This is a genomic window from Xanthomonas sp. GPE 39 (assembly GCF_000963005.1).
GTDB lineage: Bacteria > Pseudomonadota > Gammaproteobacteria > Xanthomonadales > Xanthomonadaceae > Xanthomonas_A.
In genome coordinates this window covers 2,771,709-2,786,366 of record NZ_JZHZ01000007.1, presented here as the reverse complement: position 1 = coordinate 2,786,366, position 14,658 = coordinate 2,771,709, and the positions used below count along the sequence as shown (strand labels likewise).

At 63.8% G+C, this 14,658-nt stretch carries 12 protein-coding genes and 1 pseudogene; 4 read left to right on the top strand and 9 right to left on the bottom strand.

All coding sequences use genetic code 11. From position 1 onward, the window contains the following. Positions 1-69: 69 nt before the first annotated feature. Positions 70-1,146 (bottom strand): annotated as a pseudogene (locus tag XALGPE39_RS11655) (PQQ-binding-like beta-propeller repeat protein); the annotation flags it as partial. Between the two features lie 479 nt (positions 1,147-1,625). On the opposite strand from XALGPE39_RS11655, the gene XALGPE39_RS11650 reads away from it, so the two are divergent. Next, positions 1,626-2,429, top strand: a complete 804-nt coding sequence (locus XALGPE39_RS11650) for an SGNH/GDSL hydrolase family protein (RefSeq protein ID WP_045728328.1) — start codon at positions 1,626-1,628, stop codon at positions 2,427-2,429. 85 nt (positions 2,430-2,514) lie between these two features. Here the strand turns inward: XALGPE39_RS11650 and XALGPE39_RS11645 are convergent, their stop codons facing one another. Continuing rightward, entirely contained in the window at positions 2,515-3,225 is a 711-nt protein-coding gene (locus XALGPE39_RS11645; RefSeq protein WP_045728327.1) for an rRNA pseudouridine synthase, read from the bottom strand. Between the two features lie 303 nt (positions 3,226-3,528). Here XALGPE39_RS11645 and XALGPE39_RS11640 point away from each other — a divergent pair, with 303 nt between their 5' ends. Next, positions 3,529-4,062, top strand: coding sequence for a DUF2058 domain-containing protein (locus XALGPE39_RS11640; protein WP_045728326.1), 534 nt, complete (start codon positions 3,529-3,531; stop codon positions 4,060-4,062). A gap of 131 nt (positions 4,063-4,193) precedes the next feature. Here the strand turns inward: XALGPE39_RS11640 and XALGPE39_RS11635 are convergent, their stop codons facing one another. The 6 genes from XALGPE39_RS11635 to XALGPE39_RS11610 form a co-directional block, all read right to left on the bottom strand. After that, entirely contained in the window at positions 4,194-4,772 is a 579-nt protein-coding gene (locus XALGPE39_RS11635) for a mechanosensitive ion channel family protein (protein ID WP_045728325.1), read from the bottom strand. A gap of 96 nt (positions 4,773-4,868) precedes the next feature. Then, positions 4,869-5,663 (bottom strand): EAL domain-containing protein, encoded by a 795-nt coding sequence (locus XALGPE39_RS11630; protein WP_045728324.1) that lies wholly within the window; start codon positions 5,661-5,663, stop codon positions 4,869-4,871. A 73-nt stretch (positions 5,664-5,736) separates the two neighbouring features. Continuing rightward, a complete protein-coding gene (locus XALGPE39_RS11625; RefSeq protein ID WP_045728323.1) occupies positions 5,737-5,937 on the bottom strand; it encodes a hypothetical protein in 201 nt (66 codons plus the stop codon). A gap of 16 nt (positions 5,938-5,953) precedes the next feature. Further along, complete coding sequence (locus tag XALGPE39_RS11620; RefSeq protein WP_045728322.1) at positions 5,954-6,298, bottom strand: YkgJ family cysteine cluster protein; 345 nt, start codon at positions 6,296-6,298, stop codon at positions 5,954-5,956. Positions 6,299-6,656: 358 nt separating this feature from the next. Further along, the gene (locus XALGPE39_RS11615; RefSeq protein WP_045728321.1) at positions 6,657-8,015 is read right to left on the bottom strand and encodes an Hsp70 family protein; all 1,359 of its coding nucleotides are present in this window, start codon (positions 8,013-8,015) and stop codon (positions 6,657-6,659) included. A gap of 314 nt (positions 8,016-8,329) precedes the next feature. Then, positions 8,330-9,418, bottom strand: coding sequence for an alkene reductase (locus XALGPE39_RS11610; RefSeq protein ID WP_045728320.1), 1,089 nt, complete (start codon positions 9,416-9,418; stop codon positions 8,330-8,332). Positions 9,419-9,963: 545 nt separating this feature from the next. Here XALGPE39_RS11610 and XALGPE39_RS11605 point away from each other — a divergent pair. Beyond that, positions 9,964-10,149, top strand: coding sequence for an oxidoreductase-like domain-containing protein (locus XALGPE39_RS11605; RefSeq protein ID WP_045728319.1), 186 nt, complete (start codon positions 9,964-9,966; stop codon positions 10,147-10,149). Between the two features lie 124 nt (positions 10,150-10,273). Then, positions 10,274-11,701: an AcvB/VirJ family lysyl-phosphatidylglycerol hydrolase gene (locus XALGPE39_RS11600; protein ID WP_082061962.1), complete on the top strand. Its 1,428-nt coding sequence runs from the start codon at positions 10,274-10,276 to the stop codon at positions 11,699-11,701. Positions 11,702-11,975: 274 nt separating this feature from the next. On the opposite strand, the gene mprF is transcribed toward XALGPE39_RS11600, so the two are convergent. Beyond that, on the bottom strand, positions 11,976-14,537 hold the full coding sequence (gene mprF, locus XALGPE39_RS11595; RefSeq protein WP_045728318.1) for a bifunctional lysylphosphatidylglycerol flippase/synthetase MprF: 2,562 nt from the start codon (positions 14,535-14,537) through the stop codon (positions 11,976-11,978). Positions 14,538-14,658: the final 121 nt, after the last annotated feature.

The window sequence follows — 14,658 nt, the reverse complement described above, 5'->3', positions numbered from 1 at the left end:
CTGCTCATGGACACCTCCGAATTAGCCATTTTCCATGGCCTTGAGATGTCTAGGGAACCCTGGGCGTATCACCCCGCTCTTCTGGCCGACGCCGACCAGTGGCTGTGGCTTGCCGTCGCGGATCGCGATGAACAAGTTGGCGCCGCCGCCGCTGAAGTCGTAATCCGGTCCCTGCGGATCCTGGCACAGGCCGCTGGTGGGCGCGACCAGACAGGACAGCGACCAGACGTCCGCACCTTGCATGCGACGCGTCCACACCGGCTTGCCGCTGCTCATGTCCAGCGCCAGCACTGAGTCGACATAGTTGTCAGGAGCCATGCACGCCAACTGCGCGGTCTTGTCGCCGTTGGCGTTCTTGACGCAGGTGGCAACGTCAATCGGTATCGAGTAGTTGTTGCCGGTGGTGGCGTATACACGCTGGTGCAGCGGGTCGATCGCCAGTGTTCCCCATACCGAAGCGCCGGTGTAGCCTTCGGGCGCGGTGTGGAAGCTCCACAGGACCTTGCCTGTTTTCAGGTCCAGTGCGGCCACGCTGCCGCGGAAGGAATACTTGTAGCCGGGGCTCAATGCGTTCCAGTCGCCGGAGGACACGCCGATGTAAACGCGGTCGCCGTAGACCACCGGCGAGGCCGTGATACGTGCCGTCGGATTGGATTCGACCAGAGTCTTCCACAGCAGTTTGCCGGTCTCTTTATCGATTGCCAGCACGGTGCCGCTGGCCTGGTCACCGACCAGAATGCGGTCACGCGCGATCGCCGGACTATTGCGCGACAGCGAACCAGTGATGCCGGTGTAGTCCGATAGCTTGACCTGCCAGACCGCTGTGCCCAGGTCGGTGTCGATGCGATAGAGCTCGCCACCCCAGTCCGGCACGTACAGTGCTTTGCCCTGTACGGTGGGCGTGGCCGAGACATCCCCCTGTGTGGCGAAAGTCCAGGCGGTCTTCAGATTCGCGGCATTGAATGGGTTGATCTGCCATTCGCCGGGTGCGAAGCGAGTGTTGAGAAAGCCACCGCCGGCACTGTCCCACAGGCTGTGGGTGGCGAACGGGGCACCATCGACAGGCCAGTACGCATTTGCCGCGACGGTGTTCGTTGATGCCGGCGTGGCGCTTGCAGACTGCGCCATCGCCAGCGCGCTCAGCATCAAGCCTGTCAGTAGAGCCAGTCGCGGGCGGTGTTGGTTCCGGTGTGCATCAAGGGTTTTCATTGGGTGTCCTTAAAAATGGGAGTAGGGATCCCCCCGTCACTTCCCTTGTCATCCTATGAGTGGAAATCCTTGAATGTCATGTACTTACGGGAAAGTTAGCGATCAAAATAAGGTTGCGGCGATAGCGAAAAACGATGGTGCCGTCTTCTCGGTGTCATCCCTTCTGAATTTGCGTGATGCAGCGCGCATGGTCGTCGTCGTGCGCCTCACGTTGTGTCCAGGCAAGCGCACGTAGACGTCGGCTTGCGATATGCAACATCGATCCATCGCATGGCGTTTGCTGTGAGCGATGGCCGAACGCGCGGTGGGATCGACATCGAGGCTGTATCACCGCATCGCTGCGGCAATGCAGCAGCGGCGCAATGGCGTCTTGCTTACACTTTCTCTCTACTGAGATCGACAAACGGAGTCCGACGATGAAATGCCCGCTGCTGTTGTGCGTTGCCCTTGCCTTGTGCGTCACCACGCTGGATGCCGTATACGCCGCACCGGCACCTGTCGCCGCGCTGGAGGGCAAGGTCGATCCTGTGTACACGCGTGCGCCTGACGCGCTCAAACCCAGCGAGGTGGTGGAGATGCAGCAGCGCTTGTTGGATTGGGCGCAACTGCAACGCTATCGTGCCGACAACGCCGCTCTTGCAGCGCCGACCATGCGCGTGCCGCGCGTGGTGTTCTATGGCGACTCCATCACCGATGCCTGGGGGCGCGCGGAAGGGACGCAGTTTTTCCCTGGCAAATCCGGCTACGTCAACCGCGGTATTTCCGGGCAGACCACGGCACAAATGCTGGTGCGCTTGCGTCAGGATGTGATCGAGCTGAAACCGGCGGTGGTGGTGATCCTGGCCGGAACCAACGACTTGGCTGGCAATACCGGGCTTTCCACGCTGGGTATGATCGAGGACAACCTACGTTCGATGACCGAGTTGGCCCAGGTCAATCACATCAAGGTGGTGCTGGCATCGGTGTTGCCCGTGAGTGACTATCCGTGGCGACCGGGTTTGCAACCTGCGGGCAAGGTCCGCGCGCTCAATGCCTGGATGCGGGAGTACGCGCAGCGCCAGGGCGCGGTGTATCTGGACTACTACAGCGCCTTGAGCAACCGCGAAGGCGGTATGGATAAAACCGTGGCGATTGATGGTGTGCATCCCAACAGTGCCGGCTATGCGCTGATGGCGCCGTTGGCCGAGCAGGCGATCCAGCGCGCGCTGGGGAAACGCTGAGTGTGGGTGGCGCGCATGCTGGGCTGAGTCATGCGCGCCGCCATAGTTGCCGAAAGGGTGCGGATCTTTGCTGTGCCGGCGCGCCTCAGAAGCGCTCGCTGTTTGGCAGATAGCGCCACTCGCCCGGCACCAGTTTGCCCAGCGCAATACGACCGATGCGCAGGCGCCGTAATCCGACCACCTCCAGTCCCACTTGTGCGCACATGTCATGCAACTGTCCGGGTTGCACGTGCTTGATCGCAAAACGCAGGCGGTCTTCGTTCTGCCAACTGACCTTGCAGGGGGGCAATGTGCGCGACCCGTAGCGTAGACCGTGGGCGAGCCGGTGCAGGCCATAGGGCTGCAGGTCGCCGCGCACCTGGACCACGAACTCCTGTTCGATGGTGGCCGCGTCCTCGTTGAGTCGGCGCAGCACGCGTGGGTCTTGGCTGAGCACCAGCAGCCCGCTGGCTTCCTGCTCCAGTGGCAGCGGCATGCTCAGGCGCAGGAAGTGGCGTTTGAGTATGCGCCTGTCGGTCGTATCGAGCACGCTGCGTGTCGTGGGATTGGCCAGTGCCAGCGCTTGTGCCACCGTTAGTCCAGCGGGTTTGTGCAGCAGCAAAGTGGCTGCGTCGTCGGCTCCCAGTTGCGCATCGGGTGCCAGTGTCACTTGCTGTGTGGTGATGCTGGTCTGAGGTGTCTCGACCACGATGCCGTCCACGCTGACCCAGCCGCCTTCGATGTACTGCTGCGCTTCGCCGCGCGAGCATGGCAGCATGGCAGCGAGGTATTTGTCGAGGCGAACGGGGGCGGACATCGGCGGCGCTGCAATCGGTGGTCGAGCAGTGTACGGGCGCGGCGGTTGTCCCGCCACGCGGCAGCATTCCGATGCCGGACTGGATTCAACTGGACGAGGCACAGGCGCAGATCAAACACCAATCGGGGCGGGCACGATGCGAGCGCATCGTGGGTGGATGCAAGAGATTGCGGTGGACGCTTTTTCGGCGGCATTGGAATTGGCGCACGGCGCTCACGTCATCTGCTTGCGTCCTGTGGCTGATGCTAAAGCGTGCAGCGGGTATCATTCGGCCTCTAGATAGCGCCTACGCGGAAGGTTTCGATGCGCAATCCCTTGCAGGAGCAATTGCTCAAGGCCGGTTTGGTGAAGAAGAGCCAGGTGGCCCAGGTGGCGCGCGAACAGGCCAAGGCGCGTCAGGGCAAGTCCCCACCGCCGCCCAGTGCCGAGCAAGTAGAGAACGAGCGGCTGCGCCAGGAGCGGGTGGAGCGCGACCGTGCCCTGGCCGCCGAGCGCAATGCGCAACTGCGGGCGCAGGAGCAGCGCGCACAGGCGCGGCAGATCGTGGACAACCAAAAGCTCAACGCCGATGGCGAAATCGACTATCACTTCACCGATGCCGGCAAGATCCAGCGGTTGCGGGTGGATGCGGCGTTACGCGCACAGTTGATCGCCGGCAGCGTGGTGATCGCGCGGCTGGAAGCGGGCTATGTGCCGATTCCGCGCGCGGTGATGGACAAGGTCAGCAGTCGTGATCCGGCGGCGATCGTCTTCGATGCGTTGGCGGCGCCGCTGGCCAGTGGCGAGGACGATCCGTACTACAGCCGTTTCCAAGTACCGGACGATCTGATCTGGTAAGTGCGCCGATCAGCGTGCGTGGTGCATGAACGCGCTTTGTGGGATCGCAGAGGGAGCAATGGCACGAGCGCAGTGGTGACAAGCTCGGTGTGCTTGCAAGCAGCGGCAGTGACGCTGAAATGGTGCGTCTTTCAGTCCAGCCTCGGCGGTGCTGGATGGCCACGCCAACGGCGCGTACTGCGCTGAAAAAACAGGCTGTTGGGAATCTGCAGCACGCTGTCGCCGCCGCCGCGGTGTTCGCGCAAGGTGGTGTAGATCAGGTTGATATCGATCACCTCGCCCTGCAGTCCAGGCTTCTCGCCGTTTTCCAGTAGTTCGATATGGTCGTGCAAGCGGAACGGCCGTGTGGCGAAGATCAATAGCGTGCAGAAGATGTTGGAGAGCACGCTCCAGGCAGCGAAGAACGCCACTGCGGCGACTGCAGCGAAGCCAGTGAAGGCGGTCCACAGGACCGTGACCGACACTCCCAGGCGATCCAGGATCAGCAAAAGCGCGGTGCTGTAGATCACCAAGCCACTGCCGCGGCGTGCGATCATCACGAGCTCAGGTGGCAGTGCATGGTGTTCACTCACTTGTCGGATCAGCCGACGCAGCAGGGCACGCAGTAGCCAGGCGGCGAGCGCGATTATCACGATCTGCTGCACACCTGGTGCGGTCGGGTCCAGCCAGTGCTGAACCCAGGGAGGCAGTAGGGGATCTAGCCAGGGCATCGCAGCCTCGCGGGAAGGTAGAGCAGAGCCGATGCTCGCAAGCCGGGCTGGCGCGGGCAAGTGCATGCGCCGACATGGGGCTGATCGGCAATACGTTTAGCCTGTGCTTTCCAGGCGTTTCCACAGTGCGGCGGGGATGCGCGGCAACGCTTCCAATGCGGGCTTGGCGAACAGGTAGCCCTGGTATAGGTCGATTCCCAGTGTGCGCAGGGCATGGTACTCGGCACGCGTTTCCACGCCTTCTGCGAGCACGGTGCAGCCGAGTGCGGCGGCGATTTGCACGATGCCGCCGACGATGTGCCGGCGTGCTGTGCTGGTATCGATCCCATGGACCAGGCCGATGTCCAGTTTGATTAAGTGGGGTTGGAAATCGGCGAGTAAGTTCAGACCGGAATGGCCGGCACCGAAATCGTCGATCGCGGTGAGAAAGCCATGCTCTGCGCAGTGGTTCAGGATCCGCATCACTTTGGGTAGGTCGGCGATGTGTTCGGATTCGCTGAGTTCGAAGATCAGTGCACTGACTGGCATGCCGAAGCGCTCGGCGGCGGCCAGAGTCGGGCGAATGCAGGTCGCCGGTTCATACATCGCGTTGGGGATGAAATTGATCGACAGGCGCGTGCTCAGGCCCAGGCGGGTCGCGCTGGCAATGGCTTGCATACGGCAGGTCTGATCGAAGCGATAGAGCTGCTCAGGCTTGATACGCTCCAGCATGGCGGCGGCGCTGCTGCCGTCCTCGCCGCGGACCAATGCTTCGTAGGCGTAGATCGTGCGCGTGGAGGCATCGACGATCGGCTGAAATGCCGTGTGCACGGCGAAATCCAGTGGCTCTGCGTCGCGGCAGTTGCCGCACGCAGGCTGGCCCAGTTCTGCGGACGCAGAGCGCAGTATCATACTGGATCGTCATGGCCGCAGAGAGCGACAAGTATGCGCAGTCGCTGTGAAGACCGTGCATAGTACCGGCGGATTAGCTGGCTTGGAGTTCGTCGACTTTCTTCAGCACGCGGGTGGTGCCGAGCACTTCGATGCGGCCGCCGGCCTTGCGGAAGGCGGCCATATCGGCCTCGATACGCTCGCGGCTGAGACCCTTCTGCGTCTTGTCGACGGCATTGGCGCCGCGCCCGAGCTTGTTGCTGGACGAAGTGGTCTTGCTGATGGGACGTGCCATGCTCGAATTCCTCAAATCAGTACATTGTCAACGGAATGCCACGCCGCAACTGATCGTTGTGGATGCGGCGGATCTCGCGGCAGTAGGGGCCTGCCATGGTGAACTTGCGGCACACCGTCGGGCGTTGCGCGTAGATCGAGCAACACATGCGCTTGTTGTCCACGGCCACGCACCAGCCCTCTTCGTCGCGGGCCATTGCAAGCAGTCCGTCGCGGGTGTACTCGGTGAGGTGTTGGGGGATTTGGTCATCGGGCATCAGCAGCACGGTCAGACGGCAGCAAATCGCATCGCAGCGATCACAAGAAATGCTGGTTTCGCTGTTGGTTTCGCTGCTGGGTGACGGTTCCGGTGGCGTCTTCATGAACGGTCACCAATGCGGCGCTGCTGGGTAAGGCGATACGCACAGGAAGCGGTGGCGTGATCCGTCCAGGCAGGTTGGTGCGGTGTGGAAACAACGACGGACACGGGCGCTCCCGATGGTGCAGGCTCGGCGATAGGGCAGAGGCTGGCGCGAGAAGTGGGGCGAGTCGGGCGACAGATAAGGAAGGGCCGGACGAGACGCGTGTAATGACGTGATGCTGAGGCGTATCGGCACATAGTACGCCAGTCGTGACGGGCGCGTATGAACGCAGTTGGCTTACCCCGGAGCACGCTGCCGCCTTCTTGCGGGCTAACGGCTTTGCCGCCGATGCGGCGCGAGGGATGGGTGGGGTTGCCGCTCAGCCGTGTGCTGCGGCCAGCGCCAGGCCCTGCACCACGCCGAACGCGGGATCGCCATGGACCAGACGCGCCTGCGGGAATGCGGCGGCGACCAGGCGCTGCAAATCGTTGGCGCGCGACATGCCGCCGGTCAGAAAGACCGCGGCCGGATCGCCGCCGATATCCTGGCGGACCTGCGCGAGCAGTGTTTCCAGCGCGTCGCGATAACTGCGTGCGGCCTGCGATAACTCCTCGGCACACACCTGCACCTGTAGCCCGGTTTCGATGTATTGCAGAGTTTCACTGTGCTGCGTGGCGTCGCTGAGACGGATCTTGCTGCGTTCCACCGCGCGGTACAGGCGCGCGGTGTTGCCAGCGTGCTGCAAGGCTTGCAAGCGGGTGTCGTAGGGCGATGGCACCGCGTCGTAACGATGTTGACGAAAGTCGCGCTGGCGGGTGGTGTCCTGCACCATCGCCGCCTCCACGTAGTGGTGCGACGGTACTCGGGTGATGCCACGGCCGAACAGCGGCATGAAGCTGGCAAGGTTCAGCGCCAAGTCGATGTCGGTGCCACCACGGGCGATGCCCCAGGCGCGATGGACCTGCGGCGCGGCGTCGCCGCCGACGCTGGCGTGAGCGATGTCGGTGGTGCCGCCGCCGATATCCACCACGACCGCATCGTGTCGCTCGCGGCTGACGGCGTGGTAGTGCATGGCCGCAGCGGCCGGTTCTTCCAGGAACGCCACATCGTCGAAGCCGGCAGTGATCGCAGCGCCTTGCAGAATCTCCAGCGCTTGCGCGTTGCCGGCTTCGCCGATCGAACTGCGGAACTGCACCGGGCGTCCGAGCAGGGCGCGCCGTACCTGCACGCCGAGCTGTTGCGAGGCGGTCAGGCGGATGTGTTCGAGGATGTGCGCGGCAATGCCGGCGATGGTCTGGCGTGCGCGCGGATGCAGGTTGTAGCCCAGCATTGATTTGGGACTCTGCACTAGGTTGCCTTCACCCTCGACGAAATACGCGTCCAGTGCGGCATCGCCGTAGACCGCATTCTGCAGCAGTGCTGCGGAACTGCGCGGTTCGCGCATCTGCGTTTCCATCCATTGCCGGCGCACCACCCGGATCGCATCGCGGCGCAGTGCATCATGGCTGCGTTCGCGGCCAGCGGCGACAGTATCGCGGTGACCGGCGTCGATCAGTTCCTGCACCTGTTGTTCCAGCGCAGGAGTCAGGTCGAAATCGGCCGGGTCGCGCATTGCCTCGGGGAAGTAAACCGTGGTGCGGAATTGCAGTTGATCGCCAAAGCCGATCTGCACCACGCGGCCGTCGATCACTGCGGCGGCGGCGGAATTGCTGGTGCCAAAGTCGATGCCGAGTCGCATGGCGTTGCCGGGAACGGGACGGGCGCGCACTGTGTGCCAAGCGACGCGGCGATGCAAGCGTCGTCGGTCATGCGCGCGATCGGTGTCGGTGGTGCATGTGCTGGCAAGGCGAGGCGCAGTCGGGGCGCAGCTCGATCGCTTTGCCCACGCCGAAGGCACTGCCCGCGATAGTGGGCCGCGGGGAGTGCCAGCTAGGTACTGTGTGCGGTGGATCGGGTCACTTGCACAGGTTAGAGAACTGCTAGGACAAGGAGTTTCCCGTGCAATGCCCGAGTGCCGCCGTCGCGGCAACGGTGTGTCGCCGCCTGCATCGGTCAGTCTAGCGTTGGGTAGTCGGTGTAGCCCTTGGCGCCGCCGCCGTAGAGCGTGTCTGCATTCAGCGCGTTCAGCGGAGCGTTGCGGCGCAGGCGTTCCACCAGGTCCGGATTGGCGATGAAGGGACGTCCGAACGCCACCGCGTCGGCGCGGCCTGATGCAATCGTCTCCTCTGCCATGGCCTTGTCGTAGCCGTTGTTGACCAGCCAAGGGCCGTGGAATTTGGCACGTAGCGCGGCATAGTCGAAGGCGATGTTGTCGCGTGGGCCGCCGGTGGAGCCTTCGATCACGTGCAAGAAGGCCAGGCCCAGCGGGTCCAGGCGTTCCACCGCACGTTCAAACAGCGGCTGTGGATCGCTATCGTGCGCATCGTTGGCCGGAGTGACCGGCGATAGACGCACACCGGTGCGCTCGCCACCGATTTCCTGCGCCACCGCCTGCACCACCTCGAACAGTAGCCGTGTGCGGTTCTCGATGCTGCCGCCATACGCGTCGTCACGGTGATTGCTGCCGTCGCGCAGGAATTGGTCGATCAGATAGCCGTTGGCCGCATGCACTTCCACGCCGTCGAAGCCGGCGGCGATGGCGTTGCGCGCGGCGCGGCGGTAGTCCTCGATCAGCCCCGGAATTTCGTCCAGGCGCAGTGCGCGTGGTGCCGATACGTCGGTGAAACCTTCGGCGGTATAGGTCTTGGCATCGGCGCGCAGTGCGCTGGGTGCCACCGGTGCCGCGCCTTCTGGCAGCAGGCTGACATGCGAGATGCGGCCGACATGCCACAACTGCAGCACGATTTTGCCGCCGCCTCGATGCACGGCATCGGTGATCGGCTTCCAGGCTGCAACCTGTGCGTCGCTGTAGATTCCCGGGGTGTCCTTGTAGCCTTGACCCATCGGGCTGATCTGGGTGGCTTCGGCCACGATCAGGCCGGCGCTGGCGCGCTGGCCGTAGTACTCGGCGGCCAGTGCGCTGGGCAGGCGGCCTTCGCCTTCGGCGCGGTTGCGGGTCAGTGGCGCCATCACAATGCGGTTGGTCAGTGCGATTGCGCCTAGGCGCAGTGGCTTGAACAACGGGGACGTGGTCTCGGTCATCGGGATTCCTCTGTGTGGGTGGGCCAGGGTGCCTGCGGCGCGGCGCTTTCAGCGCTTGCAGATTGTAGAGATGGGGATGGCTGCGCCGATTTCGCGTCGGTTTGGTGGGACAGTGTGTTGCTGTTGCACGAGGTGGATGCAAGCGTGGCGTGGCGCGCTTGGATGCGCAACATCAGCCTTGCGCGGATAGTGCAGGGTGGCCATGACGGGCATGCGTCTTGCTTGGTCGCACGCATCTGCTGCGCAGGCTTCGCGATGCCAGGGTTGCATGTACAGCTTTCATGGGCGAACGCGGGGTAAGCGTTTGCATCACAGTCGCTAACAACACGGCTGCGTTGTCGGTGGGCAGTGACGGGTCGTAGGAGTACTCGGAATCCTCTGGCCGAGTGAATGATCTAATGCGCGCTATGCGAGGGTGTGGCGGTGTGTGCCAGCCGATGTCGCATGCTTGGCTGTGTGGTCGTGACGGTGCCCCGCCGTTGCAGTTGCGATAATGGGCTGCGTCCTGCCGAGCGCTGTTTGCCATTGTGGAGTGCTTTTGTCCGATGTCCGATTTCAATGCCTGCGCCGATCCCCAGCCGCAACCGCCCTCGCCCCCGGCCCTGGGCGACTGTTGCGACAGTGGCTGCCCGCTGTGCGTCCATGATCTCTACAACGATCAATTGGCATGCTATCGGCAAGCCTTGGCGCAGTGGCGCTTGCGCCATCCCGAGGCGGTCGTGGATGGCTGACCCGGTGGCAGGTGGGCAGGCATGGTTGCCCACCTGCCGTGCCGTGCATGAACCGGGTCGTAAGTTGCGCTTCGCGCCGCTGCGGTTCGGGATTATCTTTAGCGTGCTTTTTCAGGATTGCCGGATGATGCAAACGCGTAGCGGTTGGAGATGGGGATGTGGACTGAGCGGACTGTTGGCGCCGATGCTGGCTGCGGCGGCCCCGGCTGTGCCTGCGGTGCCACCGAACGCACCCCCCGGCGTACCGGTGGCCGTGCCGGAAAAGCTCAGTCACGGTCGCTTCGAGAAAGTGCCGGTGCTGTTGCCCAAGGGCGATGCGCAGCGTGTGGTGCTGTGGTTCGCTGGCGGCAAGCGCGGCGATGCCGAACGGATGCGTCAAGTCGAGGCCCTGCGTCAGGATGGCGCGATGGTCGTGCTGATCGATAGCGCGCACCTGCAGGCGGTGTTGGCCAAGATCGACGGCACCTGCGACTTCTCCGCTGGCGACGTGGAAAACTTCTCGCGCTACGTGCAGGCCTACTTCCACGTGCCGACCTACCGTTTGCCGTTGCTGGTTGGCGATGGCGATGGCGCCGCATTGGCCTATGCGATGGCTGCGCAAGCGCCCAAGCACGTGCTGGCGGGCCTGATGACGGAGGATTTCTGTCCGGTGGAGGTTCTCGACGATCAGATCTGCGGTGCCGGCATCGCCGCGCCGGCGCGTGCGCTGCAGCCGACCAGTTTGCCGGTGCCGTGGCTGGCCGCGCTCGATACCCAAGCTCAGCATCGCTGTCGTCGGCAAAGCGATACGTTTATACAAAAAGTGCCGCAGGCACGTCAGTTCCGCCGTAGCGTCAGTGGCGATGCGCTGCCGGGTTTGCGCGCAGCGGCGCGTTCGCTGGGTGCGCGGCCTGGTGTGAGTTTGCCGCCGATTCCGGCCGACCTCGCTGGCCTGCCTGTGGTCGAGGTGGCGGCCAGCCCGTCCGCGGCGAACGCGGCGAACGATAATGTGTTTGCGATTTTTGTTTCCGGCGATGGTGGCTGGGCAGGGCTCGATCAGAAAGTTGCTGGTGCGCTCGCCAAGGCGGGTATCCCGGTGGTGGGTGTCGATTCGCTGCGTTATTTCTGGAGCGAACGTACTCCGCAGGGCTTTGCTGCCGACTTGGATCGCATCTACCGTCACTACAGCCGATTGTGGCAGCGCGGGAAGGTGGTTTTGATCGGCTTCTCGCAGGGCGCGGATGTGCTGCCTGCTGCCTACAACCAATTACCCGAGTCGATGCAGGACCAGGTCAGGCTGACGGCGTTGTTGTCGATAGGCAAGACAGCCGACTACGAGTTCCATGTTTCCAATTGGATCGGCTCCGGCGACGACGATGGCCTGCCGATTGCTCCGGAAGTAGCGAAGATGCCGCCAGCGCAGACCTTGTGCATCTACGGCGAAGACGACGACGATGCGCTGTGCCCAGGCTTGCCGAAGGGGCGGGTGCAGTCGGTCAAACTTCCTGGCGACCATCACTTTGAGGGCGACTATGAGGCACTCGCCAAGCAGATTCTGCAGCGGGTGAATTGATACTGCTGCTGTGGAAGTGTGCCGCCAACGTTTGGCATGCGCGATGTCGGTGGTTTCGTAAGCGCTTGGCATCGCGTCAGCGTTAAGGCAGGCGCTGCGACGCTTGACCTATAGAGCGTCACGCGTCGCGCCGCACTGGCCGTAGATAAGCAGGTCGTCATGTCTCAAGTCAAAGCATGACGCTTTTTGCGCAAGCGTTGCCGCTTTTTTCATCGCCTCGTTTGAGCGCTATCTGCGGCTGCGTCACGCCATGTCGCTGTCTCCAGTCCAGCCTTTACTCCGGCTTGCGCGGGTCGAGCGAAATCAGCCGGGTGACGTCCAGTAGTGCGGCTGGCAGGTGCATGCCGCCGGGAGCTGCCAGGTAGCGGGTGCGCCAGGTCGGGGCGAACTTGGATTTGAAGCGACGCAGCCCGCTGAAGCCGTAGAAGCGCTCGCCGTGGCGCACGATCAGGTTGCCGAAGCGGTTCCAGCGTCCGGCCAGACGGTGTTGGGCCAGGCCCGACAATGGCGCCATGCCGAGCGAGAAGCGCTTGTAGCCCTGCTCGCGCCCCCACAGGAAGAGTTCGATGAACAGGAAGTCCATGGTGCCTTTGGGAGCGTCGGCCAAATGCCGCATCAGGTCCACCGACAATTCCTTGCCAGCCGTTGCATGCCACAGGTTGGCGAAGGCCACGACCTTGCCCTCGAACTCCACCAACGCGATCGGGAAGCGACGCAGATAGTCCGGATCGAAGCTACCCAGAGAAAATCCTTTTTCGTCACCTGCCTTTTCCTCCAGCCACTGTTGCGAGATGTTGGCCAGGACCGGGATCAGCGTATCGACGTCGGTGGGTGGAACGATGCGGAAACTCAGTCCGCTGCGCTTGCCACGGTTCCATGCCTGGCGTAGATCGGCACGCTCACGTCCTTCCAGATGGAAATCTTCCAGCGAGACCAGCGCTTCCTCACCCAACTTCACCAGGGTCAAGCCCAGATCCAGATAGGTCTGCCAATGGTGCTCGCCCACTTGGTAGAACACCGGGCGCAGGCCCATCCGATCGGCTTCTTCGCGGAAACGCCAGATCAGTGCACGGGCGATGTCCGGCGACCCCACCGGGTCGCCCATCGCCACTAGCGAGCCGCCGTAGCGCTGCATCATCACAAAACCGCGGCCGTCTTCGGACAACAGCAGTGCTTTGTCGCCGGTCATGACCAGGCAGGCCTGAGTATCGGTGGCGTCGGCCAATACGGGCATCAGTGCGTCCAATTGCGCTGCATCGGCGGACGGCAATGGCGAACGTGTGCTGTGCAGCAACCGCGCCATTCCGAACACCACCACCGCCACGCTGACCAACAGCACTGCGCGCAGCGCACGCGGGGCATTGGCCGAGGTGGCGAACTCCCACCACAGTTCGTTTTGGTATTCGACGTGGCTGTAGACGAAAAACAGCAGCCACACGGTGGCGATCAGCACCAGTCCCAGGTTGCGCAGCCAGGGCCACGACCACGCTTCATCGAGCAGTGCGCCCTCGCGATAGAACTCGCGTCGCGCCCCCCACAGGCCGATTGCCGCCACCAGCGAGGACAACGCCACCGAGACATGGCCGCCACGTAGCCACGCCGGTAACGGCAACAGTACGCAAATGCCGATGGCGACGACCCAGGCCGAATGGCTGCGTCGTTGCAGGCCCTGGCCGATCAGCAGCAGGACCACGCCGCCGAGGCTGGCCAGCAGGTGCGATGTTTCCACAATCGACAATGGCGCCACGCCCTGGCGCCGCTTCGGGGTGGGCAGGGTGCCGTCGATGACCAACGCTGCACCGACCGCGAACACCGCGATGGCGATGATCTGCGGCAGCCACGGACGCAGCGTGCGCCACGCGACGCGCACGCCCCCGGCACTGGCGACCAGCGGCCGGCGCAGACCGGAAACCGAGGCCATCAGCACCGAGAGCAGCAGCGGCACCACGTAATAGGTGATGCGGTAAATCAGTGCCGCCGCCAGTACCGCCGCCGGCGCGACGCCAGGTAGCAGCTTGAGCAGACTCCATTCGAACACGCCCAGGCCGGCCGGCACGGTGGAGACCAGGCCAGCCACCACCGCGACCAGATACAGGCCGACGAAGCCGACGTACTCGATCCCCGATTCGTTCGGCAGCAGCACGTAGAACGCGGCGCTGGCCAGTCCCAGTTCGACCACGCTCAGTAAGGTCACGCCCAAGGTGGTGCGACGGTCCGGCAGCCAGAGGGCATGCTCGCGCCAGCGCAGTGTGCGCCCGTCGCGTCCTGCCAGCAGCAGCATCGCGGCGAAGCCGAGCAGCAGGGCGATGCCGATGGCGCGTACCGCCGATGCGCCGACCGGCAATGCCAGCGCGGCCGCGTCCGGTTCCAGGGTCAGCGCCAGCGCCAGCAGCAGCCAGGCGCCGAACACGAAGCCGAGTGTGCTCATCAGCACGACCTGGCCGATTTCGGCCAGACTCAAACCGACCCGGCCGTATCCGCGCAGGCGCACCGCCCCGCCAGTCAACGCGGCGAAGCCGAGCGTCTGCCCGACCGCGTGCGCCAGGAATGCTGTGACGCTGATCCGCATCGGGTGCAGGGTGCGACCACTGCGGCGCAGGCCGATTGCATCGAAACCGATCAGGCAGGCATAGCTGCTCAGCCCCAGCAGCAGGGTCAGCACGATCTGGCTGAGTCCGAGCTGGTTGAACGCATGATGGATCGCGCTATAGCCATGGGTGCTGAATTCGCTGTCCAGCGCATGCAGCGCCATGGCCAGGATCGTCAGGCTGGCCAGTACCGGCAGTGCGCGGCGCCAGCCGGAGACAGAGGAAGCGGAGGACGCGGCGTCGGTCATTGCGAGTGGGTGTGGGCAGAGGAGAATGGTGGCGCAGAGCAGACAGCATGCCACGGGGTCAGGGCGCAACTGCAAGCGGCACGGGAGAGACGGTCCATCGTGATACAGGTTGACCAGCGCT

What these genes read in the sequence shown, in the direction of transcription:
- XALGPE39_RS11620 (WP_045728322.1), bottom strand. Translation starts at nt 6,298, where the DNA reads ATGAAGACGCCACCGGAACCGTCACCCAGCAGCGAAACCAACAGCGAA.
- XALGPE39_RS11615 (WP_045728321.1), bottom strand. Translation starts at nt 8,015, where the DNA reads ATGCGACTCGGCATCGACTTTGGCACCAGCAATTCCGCCGCCGCCGCA.
- XALGPE39_RS11640 (WP_045728326.1), top strand. Translation starts at nt 3,529, where the DNA reads ATGCGCAATCCCTTGCAGGAGCAATTGCTCAAGGCCGGTTTGGTGAAG.
- XALGPE39_RS11635 (WP_045728325.1), bottom strand. Translation starts at nt 4,772, where the DNA reads ATGCCCTGGCTAGATCCCCTACTGCCTCCCTGGGTTCAGCACTGGCTG.
- XALGPE39_RS11630 (WP_045728324.1), bottom strand. Translation starts at nt 5,663, where the DNA reads ATGATACTGCGCTCTGCGTCCGCAGAACTGGGCCAGCCTGCGTGCGGC.
- XALGPE39_RS11600 (WP_082061962.1), top strand. Translation starts at nt 10,274, where the DNA reads ATGATGCAAACGCGTAGCGGTTGGAGATGGGGATGTGGACTGAGCGGA.
- XALGPE39_RS11650 (WP_045728328.1), top strand. Translation starts at nt 1,626, where the DNA reads ATGAAATGCCCGCTGCTGTTGTGCGTTGCCCTTGCCTTGTGCGTCACC.
- XALGPE39_RS11625 (WP_045728323.1), bottom strand. Translation starts at nt 5,937, where the DNA reads ATGGCACGTCCCATCAGCAAGACCACTTCGTCCAGCAACAAGCTCGGG.
- XALGPE39_RS11610 (WP_045728320.1), bottom strand. Translation starts at nt 9,418, where the DNA reads ATGACCGAGACCACGTCCCCGTTGTTCAAGCCACTGCGCCTAGGCGCA.
- XALGPE39_RS11645 (WP_045728327.1), bottom strand. Translation starts at nt 3,225, where the DNA reads ATGTCCGCCCCCGTTCGCCTCGACAAATACCTCGCTGCCATGCTGCCA.
- XALGPE39_RS11605 (WP_045728319.1), top strand. Translation starts at nt 9,964, where the DNA reads ATGTCCGATTTCAATGCCTGCGCCGATCCCCAGCCGCAACCGCCCTCG.
- mprF (WP_045728318.1), bottom strand. Translation starts at nt 14,537, where the DNA reads ATGACCGACGCCGCGTCCTCCGCTTCCTCTGTCTCCGGCTGGCGCCGC.